This is a genomic window from Larsenimonas rhizosphaerae, assembly GCF_026240105.1.
GTDB classification, from domain to species: domain Bacteria; phylum Pseudomonadota; class Gammaproteobacteria; order Pseudomonadales; family Halomonadaceae; genus Larsenimonas; species Larsenimonas rhizosphaerae.
The window spans coordinates 688,802-705,515 of sequence record NZ_JAPIVE010000001.1 but is presented as its reverse complement, the minus strand read 5'-3'; the positions used below and the strand labels follow the sequence as shown (position 1 = coordinate 705,515).

At 57.2% G+C, this 16,714-nt stretch carries 11 protein-coding genes; 2 read left to right on the top strand and 9 right to left on the bottom strand.

The annotated features are described in order from the left end of the window. Positions 1-16: 16 nt before the first annotated feature. From mdoH to OQ287_RS03245, 3 genes are all read right to left on the bottom strand, one after another. Entirely contained in the window at positions 17-2,518 is a 2,502-nt protein-coding gene (gene mdoH / locus OQ287_RS03255; RefSeq protein WP_265895564.1) for a glucans biosynthesis glucosyltransferase MdoH, read from the bottom strand. After that, on the bottom strand, positions 2,511-4,103 hold the full coding sequence (locus OQ287_RS03250; RefSeq protein WP_322974089.1) for a glucan biosynthesis protein G: 1,593 nt from the start codon (positions 4,101-4,103) through the stop codon (positions 2,511-2,513). Before OQ287_RS03250 ends, mdoH begins: the two co-directional genes overlap by 8 nt. 563 nt (positions 4,104-4,666) lie before the next feature. Beyond that, positions 4,667-5,851, bottom strand: a complete 1,185-nt coding sequence (locus OQ287_RS03245) for a multidrug effflux MFS transporter (protein ID WP_265895563.1) — start codon at positions 5,849-5,851, stop codon at positions 4,667-4,669. 419 nt (positions 5,852-6,270) lie between these two features. Here OQ287_RS03245 and OQ287_RS03240 point away from each other — a divergent pair, with 419 nt between their 5' ends. Further along, positions 6,271-7,224, top strand: a complete 954-nt coding sequence (locus OQ287_RS03240) for a formate/nitrite transporter family protein (protein ID WP_250936576.1) — start codon at positions 6,271-6,273, stop codon at positions 7,222-7,224. A gap of 36 nt (positions 7,225-7,260) precedes the next feature. On the opposite strand, the gene OQ287_RS03235 is transcribed toward OQ287_RS03240, so the two are convergent. The 3 genes from OQ287_RS03235 to topA form a co-directional block, all read right to left on the bottom strand. Further along, the gene (locus tag OQ287_RS03235) at positions 7,261-7,506 is read right to left on the bottom strand and encodes a hypothetical protein (protein WP_250936575.1); all 246 of its coding nucleotides are present in this window, start codon (positions 7,504-7,506) and stop codon (positions 7,261-7,263) included. Between the two features lie 121 nt (positions 7,507-7,627). Next, positions 7,628-8,083, bottom strand: a complete 456-nt coding sequence (locus tag OQ287_RS03230) for a DUF6586 family protein (protein ID WP_265895562.1) — start codon at positions 8,081-8,083, stop codon at positions 7,628-7,630. 12 nt (positions 8,084-8,095) lie between these two features. Beyond that, positions 8,096-10,723 (bottom strand): type I DNA topoisomerase, encoded by a 2,628-nt coding sequence (gene topA, locus OQ287_RS03225; protein ID WP_265895561.1) that lies wholly within the window; start codon positions 10,721-10,723, stop codon positions 8,096-8,098. A gap of 373 nt (positions 10,724-11,096) precedes the next feature. On the opposite strand from topA, the gene pyk reads away from it, so the two are divergent. Beyond that, positions 11,097-12,569 (top strand): pyruvate kinase, encoded by a 1,473-nt coding sequence (pyk, locus tag OQ287_RS03220; RefSeq protein ID WP_250936572.1) that lies wholly within the window; start codon positions 11,097-11,099, stop codon positions 12,567-12,569. Between the two features lie 76 nt (positions 12,570-12,645). Here pyk and OQ287_RS03215 read toward each other — a convergent pair whose 3' ends face one another. From OQ287_RS03215 to OQ287_RS03205, 3 genes are read right to left on the bottom strand one after another with little or no spacing between them, the layout of a single operon-like run. Beyond that, positions 12,646-13,266: an NUDIX hydrolase gene (locus OQ287_RS03215; RefSeq protein WP_265895560.1), complete on the bottom strand. Its 621-nt coding sequence runs from the start codon at positions 13,264-13,266 to the stop codon at positions 12,646-12,648. 36 nt (positions 13,267-13,302) lie between these two features. Further along, positions 13,303-15,102, bottom strand: a complete 1,800-nt coding sequence (gene oadA, locus OQ287_RS03210; protein ID WP_250936570.1) for a sodium-extruding oxaloacetate decarboxylase subunit alpha — start codon at positions 15,100-15,102, stop codon at positions 13,303-13,305. 51 nt (positions 15,103-15,153) lie between these two features. Next, positions 15,154-16,569 (bottom strand): acetyl-CoA carboxylase biotin carboxylase subunit, encoded by a 1,416-nt coding sequence (locus tag OQ287_RS03205; protein WP_250936569.1) that lies wholly within the window; start codon positions 16,567-16,569, stop codon positions 15,154-15,156. Between the last annotated feature and the right edge of the window lie 145 nt (positions 16,570-16,714).

The window sequence follows — 16,714 nt, the reverse complement described above, 5'->3', positions numbered from 1 at the left end:
CCGGGCGGTTTTTTCATTACACGAAACGAGGCGGAGGACGATGCTCGTAGGTCTCGTCCACCCACGCCGGATAACGATCCCGTTCGTTCCACACCGTATAGTGCAGGCGCGAGAGCAGTACCGGATCATCCAGCAATTGCAGACGCAACGCATTGGGTACCTGCTCAGGCCCATGCTCAAGCACTTCTTCCAGATAACGGCGACGACTGCGCTCAAGCGCCGGTGAAACACCGTGACGTGCCACACCCATGGCACAGGCAAAGGCATTTTCGACCGGATCCACCACCGCATCGATGAAACGAGGCGTCTCGCGCAGTGCTTCGGCATGGCGAACATAGCGCTTGGTCGCCCGAAGCTCGCGCGCCGGGTTGGCTTCCTCGGGAATAAGGAACAGGCGGGAAGCGCGGGACTTGAGCCCGAGACCTACCTTGCTCGAAATCACCGATACCGGGATCGACAGCATCAATGCGCCGACAATCGGCGCCAGCCACCACAGGAACCGGGGGTCAAGATAATAAACGCCAGCGGTCCAGACAACGCCCAGTATCGTCTGCGGCCCATGACGCATAATGGCTTCCCGCCAGGGAGTTTCACTGCTGTCACGCGATGGCGAGGTCCATTTGATCTTGATACCCAGTAGTGCTGCCAGAACAAAGCGGGTATGGAACAGCATCCGTACCGGTGCCAGCATCATGGAAAACAGCGATTCCAGCACCATACTGAGACCCAGACGCCCCCGACCACCATACCACTTGGCGCCTTTCACCCAGATCAGGATCACACTCAGGATCTTGGGCAGAAACAGCAGAGTCAATGTGGTAGAGAACAGGGCTACTGCCTTGCCCGGGTGCCATTCAGGCCACTGGGGATGCAGCATGCCCGGCTCAGGGAAATACACCGGTGCAGACAGGGTATGCACCGCCAGCATCGCCGTGGAAAGCACCAGGAACAGGAACCACAGTGGCGCCGAAAGATAGGACATCACCCCTGTCAGAAACACGGCACGGTGCACCGGGTGCATGCCACGCACCATGAACAGCCTGAAGTTCATCAGGTTGCCGTGACACCAGCGTCGGTCCCGCTGCAGCTCTTCAAGCAGACTCGGCGGCATTTCCTCGAAACTGCCCGGCAGATCATATGCAATCCATACGCCCCATCCCGCCCGACGCATAAGCGCCGCTTCCACGAAATCATGCGACAGGATTTCTCCGGCCAGCGCGCCCTTGCCAGGCAACGGAGCCAGCGAGCAGTAATACATGAAGGGTTCAACCCGGATAATGGCGTTGTGCCCCCAGTAGTGCGATTCACCCAGCTGCCAGAAGTGAAGCCCGGCCGTGAACAACGGCCCATAGACGCTGGTCGCAAACTGCTGCAGCCGCGAATACAGGTTGTTGCTGCCGGCAGCCACCGGTGCCGACTGAATGATACCGGCATTCGGGTTGGCTTCCATCAGCTGAACAAGACGCTTCAGGCAGGTGCCGGTCATGACACTATCGGCATCCAGTACCAGCATATAGCGATACTGGCCGCCCCAGCGTCGGCAGAAATCATCGATGTTACCGCTTTTGCGTTTCACGCGACGGCGGCGACGGCGATAGAAGATATGGCCAAAGCCATCGACTTCCTTGCACAAGCGCATCCAGGCATGCTGCTCGGCCAGACACAGCTCCGGGTCATAGGTGTCACTCAGAACATAAAAGTCGAACAGGCGTCCTTCACCACTGCGCTGCACCGACTCATAGGTGGCCTTGAGTCCTGCAAAGACGCGATCAACATCCTCGTTACAGATCGGCATGACCAGCGCGGTACGGGCACTGTCCTCGATGGGCGTATCAGGCGTCGCCGAGGCCGTGATGCTGAAACGGTCACGTCCCTTGAGCAACTGAAAAAACCCCATCAGGGCCGTCCAGAAACCCGAAGAGACCCACGCAAACAGCAGCGCAAACAGAATCAGGATGGCGATTTCAAGCGGTGCCGTGCCCTTGTAGGGCAGAATCGAGGTCATGTAGGTAACGGCCATGGCACTCTGCGCTACCGTCAGCAATATCAGCACCCAACGACGCGCGGAGCCGACTTTCTGCCAGTGATGGCGACTGGGCGCGACCGGCGCCTCTGTCTTTCTCTGCCACGGTTTAAGCGTGCCCTGCTTGAGCTTTCTGGATTTGGCAAAGCGCTCGAACGGGCTGGTCGTCCAGGGCTTGGGAGCCATGGGCGTGCGCTTGAGTGGCGGCGCCGTATTGATCTGGCTGCGTCCATCCGCATCCGGTTTCAATACGGAAGGCGGTGCCAGTGGCGAGGCACCATAGGCCAGCTCGAGCCGCTTGAGAATACTGCCATTGGCCGCATCCTCGCCCTCAAAGGTGGCATCAGGCGACAGACTCTGGTGCAGTTCGAACAGGGTCGAATGCGCCGCTCCGCCAGACAGCAGGTCACGGCGCTGCCCGGGATGACGTACCTCGAGCGCAAGGCGCTCGAGGTAATCCTGGGCGGGACTGGAAAGGGATGAATTGTTACTCATTGGCAGCTTGCAACATATAGCTCCAGGTCTCGGAGAGCGCACCGCCCTGATCATTCGTCAGGCTGGCGCGCAGCTCCACGGGCTTGGCTGCATCCTTCGGTTTGACATTGATGGACAGACGATAGCCACCAGTGGCCGAGTTGCGCTGTACTTCCGTACGCGTGACATCTCCGTTCGCGCCAGTCGTCACGTTGGCCTTCGGCGTGGTATTGCCATCCAGAGACTTGAGCGTCGGACCTACATAGTCGATCACGAATTCGGTGGATCCATCACTCTTGCGTACCAGATTGTCCTGCAGGACTTCCCCGGCGCTCCTGCGTGTCTGGGAAACCCAAGCATTGTCCGGATCATGATAGCGCGGCTCGTTCATCGTCCAGCTGATGCGATAATCATAGTTGAGTGGCTGGTCAACGCCTGGCAAGGTCGTCGGACGCCAGTAGGCCACGATATTATCGTTGGTTTCGTTGGGCGTCGGGATCTGTACCAGCTCGACCTGACCTTCGCCCCAGTCATTCTTGGGCTGAATCCAGGCACTGGGCCGCAGGTCATAGCGGTCGTGCAGATCTTCGTAGTCATGGAAGTCATGGCTACGCTGCATCAGACCGAAGCCTTTCGGGCTGTTGGCCTCAAAGGAGTTGACCTGGAGCTTTCTGGGGTTCTGAAGCGGACGCCATAGCCACTCGCCGTCGGCGGCATTGATTGCCAGACCATTGGAGTCGTGAATCGCCGGCCGATAGTTGGTTGTGCTGCTGGGCTGGCTCGGACCGAACAGGAACATGCTGGTCAGCGGGGCCACGCCGAGTTTGGTGACTTCATGCCGGCGGAACAGGCGGGATTTCACATCAACGATGCTGTCTTCACCCGGACGCAGAACAAACCGATAGGCACCAGTCATGCTGGGTGAATCAAGCAGTGCAAAAATGGTCAGGTACTTGTCACCCTTCTCGGGCTTGGCAATCCAGAATTCCTTGAAGCGAGGGAACTCCTCACCGGAAGACAACGCCGTATCGATAGCCAGCCCGCGACCGGATAAACCGTAACGCTGCCCTTCACCAATGACGCGGAAATAGCTGGCCCCCAGGAAGACCATGATTTCCTGCTTGGTCTCGCTATTGATCGGATAGTTGACCCTGAATCCGGCAAACCCCAGATCCTTGAGCTTGGACTTGTCGATCTTCAGGTCGCCAAAATCAAAATCATCCGGCGTGTATTTTACCTTGTGCACATCGTCGGCAGTCGGGCCATCGATTTCATTGATGGTCACCGGCGTATCGTAATGCATGCCTTCGTGGAAAAAGCTCAAGTCAAAAGGCAGGTTTTCATCGCGCCACAGGGAGTCCTGCGCCTTGAACTGGATCTTGGCATAGTCCTTGTACTGCAGATTGGCCAATTGATCCGGCAGATTGCTTTCCGGCTGGCTGTAGTTCTGGTCCGACAGCGCCTTGGCCTTGTCGGCCACATCATCAAACCCGAAGGCGAAGGCATGCTGGGCAGCCATGATGGAAGCGATGCCGAAGGCCAGTACAGGCAGACGGCGTGAAAGACGCCCCGTTACCGGGGTAATTGCAGCTTGACCTAGCGTCACGGGTAAACTCCTCATGCGCGATTATAATTCCATTTATATGGTGATCCTCTTCTGACTGAAACACGTGCTTCAGACCATGTCAGGCATCACCACCACCAAAGTCTATCCGGCATTAAGCTATAAAGGCCATATCGAATCAACACCCTGTTTTTCATTCACTTTTACTGTTTACACAGCAATAAATGGTCAAAAGGCGCTGAAAATCATCAAATTTCACCTGTTACCGTAACAAATTTCACACACCCGGCAGGCATCGGTTGGTAACCGCTTGTTGCCGGGAGTAGCGCCCCGGCATGGCCTTTTGGACCGCTTGAACGGCGCCCGGTTCATCAATATTGCGTACAGGTCACGGGCCGAATTAATCCAGATTAATCGTATTCTACCACTCATTAGCTGCTTGCAACTCGGCCAGGATGATCGCTGCGCTGATACAACTTCATGCCAGCATTACATGAATGCACAGGGACCGAAGTCTGGCTGCCCCCTGTAACCTGTTATCGGCGGCATCGGGCAATCAGAGATGCCCCATACTAAAATAAATGGACATGCCAGGCTGCCTGGCGCTATGGAAAGACCCCGATGGCCCGATGCCGTCCGACCAACAGACCAGCCCCCAATCCTGCTGTACAAAGAGTTCCCATCATTAAGTATGGCGAAAAAGGCAGGTGAGTAACCAGCGTCGCCAGTGCCGCACCACCACTCATCTGGCAACAGCCGAACAGGGCCGAGGCACTGCCAGCACGATCGGAAAATGGCTCGAGTGCCAGACTCAGCGCTGAACCAAGAGCCAGCGAAAAGCCAACAGTGAAGACCGCAACAGGCACCATGAAGCTCCAAGCTGATGGTGCCAGCCCCCACCAGCTCACCAGGAACATGATGCCGGCCAGCAAGGCGACCGCCAGCCCGGCCCTGAGCGTATTATTACGCCCATGCCGGTCGATCAGGCGCGTAGCCCCGGCAAAGGCAGCAATGTTAACCAGTGCATTGGCACCAAAGATCATCCCGAAGGCCAGCCTTGAAAACCCCAGTTCATCCATGAGCAACAGCGGTGCCGCCGTGACGTAGACAAGAATCCCCCCCATGCCGAGCGCACCCAACAGCGCCAGGAACAGAAACCGGGCACTGAGCAGCATGGGCAAAAAACGATGAAATCGGTACAACGGTCCGGTCAGACGCTTTTCGGCAGGCAGGGTTTCAGGCATGAATCGCAGGCAGGCCAGGGCACCCGTCAATGCAAACAGCCCCATGAAGGCAAACGTCGTTCTCCAGCCGTATAGACTAGCCAGCCCTCCGCCCAGTACCGGTGCGACCGCAGGAATAATGCACAGCGCGCCATTGAGCAGGCTATAGACACGCGCTCCCTGATGAGGAGAGAAGGCATCTCTGACCGCTGAAAAGGCCACGACAGACCCGATGCAGGCCCCGATGCCCTGAATGATTCGACCTGCGTAAAGCAAGGGCAGACTGCTTGACAACATGCCGCTCACGGCCCCCAGCGTATACAGAAGGCACCCCATAATTGCCCATGGGCGACGACCGAAACGGTCCGTCAATGGGCCAGCCAGCAGCTGGCCCAGCCCTACGGTAAAGATAAAAAGCGTGATGGTCAGTTGAAGTTCGGCATTGGCTCCCCCCATGTCAAGGCGCATTTGCGCCAGGGAAGGCAGATAGATATCAACCCCCATGGGCGTCAGCATGACCAGTACAATCAGAAGAAGTATCCAGCCCTGTCGCATGTCAGCGTGCATCCGAGGCCTCCATCAGCCATCGGGTCAACGCCGGTACCATTACTGCCCGAAACTCCATTACCGGAGCAGGGGCATGCTGTTTCATGCGGTTACTTCCTGCATAAAAAGTGGTCATTGCATCCTCTGAATACAAATGCCACAACGCACATGTGGCATATAATAAAAACGACTAACCTAGTTTTAAGGCAACATGGGTCAAGGGTGCCTGAATATCAACACCGGCGCAGGGCCGTGGATGTTCACCCTGCGCTGGCACTACACCCTGACTACTGAAGAGCATCCAACGATAATACGTCTGTAATGCCCCGATGCCGACCAGATCTCCTGACCTGTCATTGACGTCATGCACGTTTTTGAATGGCGATCGAGGCGCACCCTATATAATGAGGCGGCCCTGCCCCTACACAACGGAACATATCATGGACACGGAATCGTCTTCTCCCGCGGATAAATATGATGAGGCCAGTGCCCAGGCACAGGCCCGAGAAGAGCAGGAAGCTGCGCTGGAGGGAGACAGCGAGGAAGGCAGCGAAGCCCTGGACGAACAACAACTCCCTTCCCAGGCAGCGGCTGTTCATGAGCGACTGCGTATTGATGGTGAAAAGGAACTGGAGCGTGACACCTTTGCCCTGCTCTGGTCTGCCATTGCCGCCGGCATCTCCATGAGCGCGTCCATGATGGCCAAGGGCATCTTTCATACCCACCTGCCGGAAGGCTCCAGTGCCGCCTTTTTCATCGAGAACCTGGGGTATACCCTGGGATTCATCATTGTCATTCTCGCCCGACAACAGCTGTTTACCGAAAACACCGTCACGGCCGTGTTGCCGGCCATGAGCCACCCTACGTTCAAGAACTTTGTCTGCCTGATGCGCCTGTGGGGAGTGGTACTGATCGGTAATATCCTGGGCGCAGGACTGGCGGCCTTCACCTTCCTTCACCTGCCCATGTTCTCCACGGAAGTATCGGCATCCTTTGTCACCATTGGCGAGCACGTCCTTGAAAACACGACCATGGAAATGTTTTCCAAGGGCATTGTGGCCGGCTGGTTGATTGCCACGCTGGTCTGGGTGCTACCGTCGGTCGAGAATGCCAAGGTCTGGGTTATCCTGATCGTGACCTATGTCGTGGCCATCGGGGAGTTTACCCACATTATCGTGGGCTCAAGTGAAGTGCTTTATCTGGTCTTTGACGGTCGTGCCACCTGGGGCGACTTCCTGTTTCATTTCGGCCTGCCCACCCTTGCCGGCAACATCATGGGCGGCACCTTCATCTTTGCCCTGATCAGCCATGCTCAGATTCGTAACGACATGGATGTTCAACGTCAGGGGAAACGCGGTGCATGGCTTTATCAGCAACGGCAGCGCAACCGCTGATCACCCATGAAAAAAGCCGGCGAATGCCGGCTTTTTTCAATGTACGGTGGAAGACGGCTGGTCGTCTTCATCTGCAGGGTCTCCCCCTTCCCAGAGCCTGGAACGTGTCAGGGCATGATCGATCATTTCCCGCGCAATATCGAAACGACTGTCCTTGAGCATCTCCAGCGCATCCTCGGAAAAACGAATGCTGACCAGGGGCTCATCCTCACTCTCGGAAGAGCGCAGCACGACCTCGCCATCGTCAAGTTCAACAATTTCCAGTATGGCTGTGTCGGTCATTATCCACCTTTTTTGCGTCTGGCCGGTGTTGCTCGGCAGTTACCCGCCATGAATAAAAAACGACCATGGCAAAAGCCATGGTCGCTGATAACACAAGTTTACCACTCCGGCGCCGCAGACGTCACCACTCCTCATTCGTATGGCGCAGGGCAGCGGCCAGTGCCTTGAATTCAATGACAGCCTGGGTCAGTACCTCCCGGCGGGAAAGGCGAGTGGTGGCGATCATGACCTCACCGGCCGCCGGCGTAGCCGCACGACCGGCAGGCACTACCGCCGCACACTCATCCAGCAGCAGTGACAGCCAGCTGTCGGGCCGGCGCAACAATTCTGCCAGCTGGATCAGCTCTGCACGTTGAATGGTCGATGCCATCAGCTGCCCACGCCACTGGCCTGACTGCCAGACAGTACTGTCATCGATCTCGACCAATAGACTCACCAGGGCCTGCTCGAGCAACAACGCTGCACCCTCTTCCAGTGCCCGAGTACGCGCGACCAGGGCGTCATCCGGCACACTATCAATGCGCAGCAACAGGTCAGCCTCGTATACCAGTCGATTGGTCTCGCCCCGTTGGCTCATGCCGTACGCCTCTTATTTACGCTTGTCATCGACCTGCCAGTGACCGTTTTCAAACGTGGCCTTCCATCCGGACGCCTTGCCACTGTCATTATCGGTCATGACATACTGGGTTTTGGTCTTGCGCGAGAAACGAATCTGCGCATCACGTCCATCCGGGTCTTCATCAGGCGCCTGCAGCAGAAAATGATACTTCTCTGGCAATGCCTTGCGATGCGCCTTGAGCTCCTTCACCAACGGCGGTCGGGTTTCCCGATTACGAGGAAACTGGCTGGCAGCCAGAAACAGACCACTGGCGCCGTCACGCAGCACGTAGTGATCATCGACCTTGCGACACTCAAGCTCCGGCATGTCGATCGGGTCCATTTTCGGCGGTGCGGCCTCCCCGCTTTTCAGCAGCTTGCGGGTATTCTTGCACTCGTCATTGGTGCAGGCAAAGTACTTGCCGAACCGGCCGGTGCGAAGCTGCATATCCGCGCCGCACTTGTCGCATTCAATGGTCGGGCCTTCATATCCCTTGATGCGAAACTTGCCTTCCTCGATCTCGTGGCCACTACAGTCCGGACTGTTACCACAGACATGCAGCTTGCGATGCTCATCAATCAGATAACTGTCCATGGCGGTGCTGCATATCGGGCAGCGCCGCTTGGCACGAAGCGCATCGGTCTCGGCTTCATCATCGGCATCGGCCGGCACCGCCTCTTCACCGGGCAGCAGATCAATGGTCTGCTTGCAGCGCTCCTTGGGCGGCAGGTTATAGCCCGAACAGCCCAGAAATACTCCGGTCGAGGCAGTACGAATCTGCATGGGACGACCGCAGTTGGGGCACTCGATGTCGGTTTCGACCGGCTGGTTCGGCCGCATGCCTTCATCACTTTCGGCCAGAGCCAGCTTGCTGCTGAAGTCGGTATAGAAATCGTTCAGCAGGGCCTTCCAGTTGCGCGCACCGTCTGCCACCTCATCCAGCTCATCTTCCATTTCAGCCGTAAAGCCGTAATCAAGCAGGTTTTCAAAGGATTCGACCAACCGGTCAGTCACGATTTCGCCTAGCTTTTCCGCGTAGAACCGCCGACTTTCGAGACGAACATACCCGCGTTCCTGAATGGTCGAAATAATGGCTGCATACGTTGAGGGCCTGCCAATACCGCGCTTTTCCAGTTCCTTGACCAGACTCGCTTCGGTGTACCGTGCCACCGGTTTGGTGAAGTGCTGCTGCGGATCAAGCCTGATCAGCGACAGGGTTTCGCCTTCCTTGATATCGGGAAGCTCCTGATCGTCCTGTTTCCCACCGGGCTTCTGAACACGGGTATAACCGTCAAATACCAGCACCCGCCCCTTTGCACGCAGCTCGTGATCAGCGGCATGAATGGTCAGCGTGGTCGATTTGTACTGGGCAGGCACCATCTGGCATGCCACGAACTGACGCCAGATCAATTCGTAAAGCCGTTCGGCATCACGCTCCATCCCGGCCAGATCGCTTGCCTGGCGCGTGACGTCACTGGGCCGAATGGCCTCGTGAGCCTCCTGTGCACCGGACTTGCTGGAATAGACCATCGGCGAGTCGGGCAGATATGTCTCTCCGAACTGGTCCGTCACGTAACGACGCGCCATCTCGATGGCATCCTTTGACAGGTTGGTCGAGTCGGTACGCATGTAGGTGATATAGCCTGCTTCATAGAGACGCTGGGCCATCATCATGGTCTTCTTGACCGAGAACCCCAGTCGGCCACTGGCAGCCTGCTGCAGGGTCGAGGTAATGAATGGCGCACCCGGCTTGCTGCTGGTCGGCTTGTCTTCCCGCGATGCAATCCGGTACTCGGCACCTTCAAGCGCTTCCACATGCGCCTGGGTTTCTTCACCGGAGGCAGGTCGAAACGCCACCCCGCCGGCCTTGACCACATCAAAGCGCAACTGATGCGCCTGCCCCTGCAGGTCAGCATGCAGATCCCAGAATTCTTCAGGGACAAAGGCCCTGATCTCCCGCTCCCGATCAACAATCAACCGAACGGCGACGGACTGAACCCGGCCGGCAGACAGGCCACGCGCGACCTTGCTCCACAAAAGGGGCGACACCATGAAGCCCACGACACGGTCCAGAAAACGCCGCGCCTGCTGAGCCGATACGCGATCATTATTCAGCTCACCCGGGGTTTCAAAGGCGCTCTGGATGGCATTTTTGGTAATCTCGTTGAAGACTACGCGGCGATAGCGCTCGGGCTCGCCACCAATGATTTCCCTCAAATGCCAGGCGATGGCCTCCCCTTCGCGGTCAAGGTCGGTCGCGAGGTAGACCGCATCAGCCTTCTCGGCGAGCTTTTTAAGCTCATCGACCACCTTTTCCTTGCCAGGCAGTACCTCGTAACGGGCTTCCCAGTCGTTGTCGGGATCCACCCCCATGCGCCGCACCAGCTGCTCGCGCGCCTTCTGCTTCTTGTGAGCGACCTTCTCTTCCGGCGACATCTTGCGGGTAATGGCCGCCTGACGGGCACGCTCGGATGGGTCAGTCGCCGTTTTGCCGGCACCGCTGGTGGGCAGGTCACGTACGTGACCTACGCTCGACTTCACTATGAAATCGCTGCCAAGGTATTTATTGATGGTCTTGGCCTTGGCCGGCGACTCGACAATCACCAGTGACTTACCCATAGGTCTCCATCTCTTCGTGAGCAGCCCCGCCGTGAATGCGTCAACACCGGCGCCATGGGCTGCTTGAGTGTGCAAAAATGCGCCTACACTACCCTGGCGTTTTATCAAGCGCCAGTCAGGGTAGACAACACCGATCTCATGCCGAGAGTTTTGACAGCCGCCGGCCGGCATTGGAATACTCGACCGCTACAGGGCATTCATCCAGTGCTAGAGTAGTAGCCTATATAAACAACGGACTCATCGTTTTGTCGATCCTGCCGTTCAAAACGATCCTATCGCAATGACCGTGATACAGAAGCGTCTTTTCGCTTCACGCGGAGCAAGATGTAGTAACATGACTACATCCTATTTTTCGCCCAAGGAGACAAACCCTATGCCGTATGCGTTGCACGACCCCATTCGCCGTACCAAGATCGTTGCCACTCTGGGGCCGGCCAGTGACGAACCCGGTGTGCTTGATGCCATGGTCAAGGCCGGGGTCGATGTCGTTCGCCTCAACTTTTCTCACGGCAGTGCAGATGATCACCGCCAGCGCGCTGAAGCCGTTCGCGAAGCGGCAGCACGCCACCACCGCAACGTGGCTATTCTGGGGGATCTGCAGGGACCCAAGATTCGTATTGCCCGCTTCAAGGATGGCCCGGTTACGGTCCAGGACAATGACAAGTTCGTAATTGACATCTCTCTGGGCCGCGATGAAGGCGATCAGCATCAGGTTGGCTGCGACTACGAACAGCTCGCTGATGATGTCACCAGCGGCGATGTGCTGCTGCTTGACGATGGCCGCGTGGTCTTTGAAGTCGAATCGGTCGAAGGCAGCAAGATCAACTGCCGCGTACAGGTCGGTGGCAAGCTGTCCAACAACAAGGGCATCAACAAGCAGGGTGGCGGCCTGTCCGCGTCGGCATTGACCGACAAGGACAAGGAAGACATGAAAACCGCCATTTCAATTGATGTGGACTACCTGGCCGTATCTTTCCCCCGCTCGGGTGAAGACATGAAACTGGCGCGTCAGCTGCTGGGCGAGGAAGGCAAGCACATTGCACTGGTCGCCAAGGTCGAGCGCGCAGAAGCCGTCAACGATGAAGCGACCCTTGATGGCATCATCATTGCTTCTGATGCGGTAATGGTCGCCCGTGGTGATCTGGGTGTTGAAATCGGTGATGCACAGCTGATCGGCGTCCAGAAGCGCATGATTGCGCGTGCACGCCAGCTCAACCGGTCGGTTATCACGGCCACGCAGATGATGGAATCGATGATCGAGTCGCCACTGCCGACCCGCGCTGAAGTATTCGACGTCGCCAACGCTGTACTGGACGGGACTGACGCCGTAATGCTGTCGGCCGAAACGGCCGCGGGCAAGTTCCCGGTTGAAACCATCGAAGCGATGAACCGTCTGTGCCTGGGTGCCGAGCGTGAGCGCGCTGCACAGGAATCCAAGCACCGCATGAATGAAGGCTTCACGCGCATCGATGAAACCGTTGCCCTGTCTGCCATGTATGCAGCCAACCACCTCAAGGGTGTCGCTGCCATCGCCTGTCTGACCGAAACCGGTTATACCCCACTGCTGGCCTCGCGTATCCGCTCTGGCCTGCCGATCATTGCCCTTTCAGGCCACAAGCGCACGCTTCGTCGCATGGCCCTGTACCGGGGGGTGACGCCGATTCTGTTCGATACCGATGACATGCCGAACAGTGAGGTCAACAAGCGGGCCATTTCCGAGATCGAAAGCCGCAACATTGCCTCGGAAGGCGACTACGTCATCCTGACCCGCGGCGACCACATCAATGCCCAGGGCGGCACCAACAGCATGAAAATCGTTCAGATTGGCAGCCACATCGGCGACTGATACTGAATGAACGGAAAAAGGCGGCTCAAGAGCCGCCTTTTTCATGTCTTCCATTTAGGCTGCAGCAGACTCGCAATCAATCAGAGCTCACTGTGGTCACCTCGCCCGTGGCAAAGGCCCAGCACTGATGGATATCTTCAGCAATGGTTCGTCCCAGCGATAATGGCGGCAAGTCATCCAGTGCAAAAAAACGGGCATCATCGGTTTCGGTATTGGGTACGAATTCGCCACCCACGTGATCACAGAGATAAAACAGCTTGTAGACATGATCCGGCGTGGGGTAGGCATAGGGGTGCATACTGCGATCCTTCAGCATGACCAGGCGCGGATTGATGGCTTCGTGTCCGGCCTCTTCGAAGATCTCGCGAATCACCCCCTCGGAAGGCCCTTCACAGACATCAGCCCATCCCCCGGGTAGAGCCCAGCGACCATCCCGATGCTCCTGCACCAGCAGTATTTTTCCTTCCCGAAACACGGCGCCCCGCACGTCTACCTTCGGGGTCGCGTAACCGGCATCGGGAATAATGAAATTCTCTACCCGGCTGACCGGCACATCTGCCAGCACGGCGAACATCTGGTTGGTCAATACTTCGAGCTGGCGATACCGCTCCAGCTCGAAGTGATTGGTGGTATAGGTCTGTCCGGTCTGGGCAATGGAGCGCAATTGCCTGGCGAACGTCACCCAATCATGCTCCATCACCCCTCCCGCTCTGTCTTGAATATGGCGTTGATCCTACTCGATCTCGACCAGCACTTCACCCGGAACAACCCGATCACCCTTGCCAACATGAATGGCCTTGACCGTTCCAGCCACCCGCGCCTGAATTTCAGTCTCCATCTTCATGGCTTCGGAAACCAGTACGGCCTGCCCCTCCTTGACGCTGTCTCCGACACTGACCAGCACATCAACGATATTGCCGGGCATCGAGGTGGTGACATGGCCTGGCGCACTGGCCTGAAGCCGGCCGGATCCCGACTCGTCACGGACATACTCACCACGTGCATCGAAAACCACCTCTTCAGGCATGCCGTCCAGCGTCATGTAAATGCGACGCTTGCTGCCATCGGCACTGCCCACCCCCGTGATCTGCACTTCATAGGACTCGCCGTGCACATCGATCACGAACTCGGTGGGCACGCCTTCACTGACAGGCCGATCCGTGGCAGACGTTCCGGGGATCGCTTCGGGCACCAGCGTGCCGTTACGACGGTCCTTGAGGAACTGCTCCCCCAGATCCGGGAACATGGCGTAGGTCAGTACATCTTCGGCACTTTCGGCCCACTCGGCACTGGCTTCTTCCAGCCGCGCCATTTCCGGCGACAGCAGATCAGCCGGACGCCCTTCTTCTACCGGTGCATTCCCGATGGCCTGCTTCAGCAGGGCAGGATCCACTTCGGCAGGCGCCTGACCATAGCCACCCTGCAGATAACGCTTCACTTCGTTGGTGATGGTCTTGTAGCGCTCGCCGCTCAGTACGTTCATCACGGCCTGGGTACCGACAATCTGGGACGTCGGTGTCACCAGCGGCGGATAACCGAGGTCCTTGCGCACATGGGGAATTTCGGCAAACACGTCATGAATGCGTGACAGGGCATTCTGCTCTTTCATCTGGCTGGCCAGGTTCGACATCATGCCGCCCGGTACCTGATTGATCTGAACCGATACATCTTCCCGGGTAAACTCACTTTCAAAGCCGGCATACTTTTTACGCACTTCGCGGAAGTAATCGCCGACTTCCTTGAGCGACTCGAGATCCAGCCCGGTATCGAACTCGGTGCCCTTGAAGGAGGCCACCATTGACTCGGTGGCGGGATGGCTGGTGCCCCCTGCAAAGGCCGAGATACAGGTATCCAGATGACGACAGCCTGCTTCCACGGCCTTGATCTGACACTGGGAAGCAAGCCCGGCAGTCGAGTGACCATGAAGGTGAATCGGCACGTCGACAGCATCCACCAGCGCCTTGACCAGATCATGGGTTGCGTAAGGAGTCAGGAGCCCGGCCATGTCCTTGATCGCGATGGAATCTGCGCCCATGTTGACCAGATCGCGCGCCTGCTGCAGGTACAGATCCACGGTATGCACCGGGCTGACCGTATAACAGATAGTGCCCTGCGCATGCTTGCCGGCATCCTTGACTGCCTTCATGGCGGTTTCAAGGTTACGCAGATCATTCAGCGCATCGAATACGCGGAAGATATCAATGCCGTTGGCCGCCGAGCGCTCAACGAAGGCCTTCACCACGTCATCGGCGTAATGACGATAGCCCAGTAGATTCTGACCGCGCAGCAACATCTGCAGCGGGGTATTCGGCAAGGCATCCTTGAGAGCTGCAAGACGTGCCCAGGGATCTTCCTTCAGAAACCGTACGCAGGCATCAAAGGTGGCGCCCCCCCACACTTCCAGCGCGTTGTAGCCGATGCGGTCCAGCCGGTCACAGATCGGCAGCATGTCTTCGGTACGCATCCGGGTAGCAATCAGGGACTGATGGCCATCACGCAGAACCACATCGGTGATATGGACGGTTGAACTCATGGGGTTACTCCTGATCAGACAATTATCGTTGTAGTAATCTTCGACACACCATCACAGCCCGGCATGGGCAGCAATGGCGGCGGCAATCGCCAGTGCCACCCCTTCGGGATGACGCTTCTCGGAATAATTCAAAAGCTCTGGATGCGCCGGGACAAATCCGGTATTGAACCGGCGAGCACGAAACTCCGGATGACGCAGGATTTCCTGATAATAGGGTGCGGTCGTCTTGACCCCCTGTACCCGCATATCATTCAGGGCCCGAATGCCTCGCTCCAGCACGTCATCCCAGGTCATGGCCCAGACCACCAGCTTCAGACACATGGAGTCAAAGTAGGGAGGAATGTCATAGCCGGTATAGATCGCGGTATCGACACGCACCCCAGGACCACCGGGAGCGTAATAACGGGTAATACGCCCGAAGGTCGGCAGGAAGTCGTTTTTGGGATCTTCGGCATTGATGCGAAACTGCATGGCAAACCCATGCAGCATGATATCTTCCTGGCGATAGGTCAGCTTCATGCCTGCGGCGATGCGGATCTGCTCACGTACGATGTCCACACCGGTAATTTCCTCGGTGATCGTGTGCTCGACCTGTACTCGCGTATTCATTTCCATGAAATACACTTCGTTGTCGCGCACCAGAAATTCGACCGTACCGGCGTTTTCGTACCCTACCGCTCTCGCCGCCTTGACTGCCTGCTCACCGACGTAGGTACGCTGCTCGGGCGTCAGCTGCGGGCTGGGGGCTACTTCGATAAGCTTCTGGTTACGGCGCTGGATCGAGCAGTCCCGCTCGAACAGGTGAATCACGTTACCGTGGCTGTCAGCCAGAATCTGCACTTCAATGTGAAGCGGATCGACAACACACTTCTCCATGAATACATCTGCGCTGCCAAATGCCTTGGTCGCTTCTGAAATAACCCGATCCCAGGCCTGGTCGAGCTGATCAGCACTATCGCAGCGCCGGATGCCGCGTCCGCCACCGCCGGAGGTGGCCTTGAGCATGATCGGGTAACCGATCTCCTCGGCCAGTGTCAGAGCCTCCTGCTTGTTGGCAAGGTTCCCTTCCGAGCCCGGTGTCACAGGCACGCCAGCCTTGATCATCGAAGCACGTGCATGTGTCTTGTTGCCCATCCCGGCGATGACTTCCGAGGCTGGGCCGATAAAGGCAATGCCGGCCTGATGGCAGATACGGGCGAATTCATCATTTTCTGACAAAAAGCCATACCCCGGGTGAATCGCATCGCAGCCGGCTTCACGTGCCAGATCCACAATGCGCCTCGGATCAAGATAGCCTGCAAGGGCATCATCACCGATGAAATGCGCCTCGTCAGCCCGTTTCACATGCAGGGAAAATCGGTCAGGGTCGGTAAAGATTGCCACACTAAGGATGCCCATTTCAGCGCAAGTGCGTACAATGCGCACAGCAATCTCACCGCGATTGGCAATCAATATCTTCTTGAACATTCTGGCGGCTCTCCGAAGGTTATTATTGTGCACTGTCATACATGCCAAGAGGCACGCTGACCCGGCACCGGCCATGTCAAGCCACCTTAGAGAAGGTTCAACCAATATCAAAGTTGATATTTTTTTGCCAGACTATAATGTATTG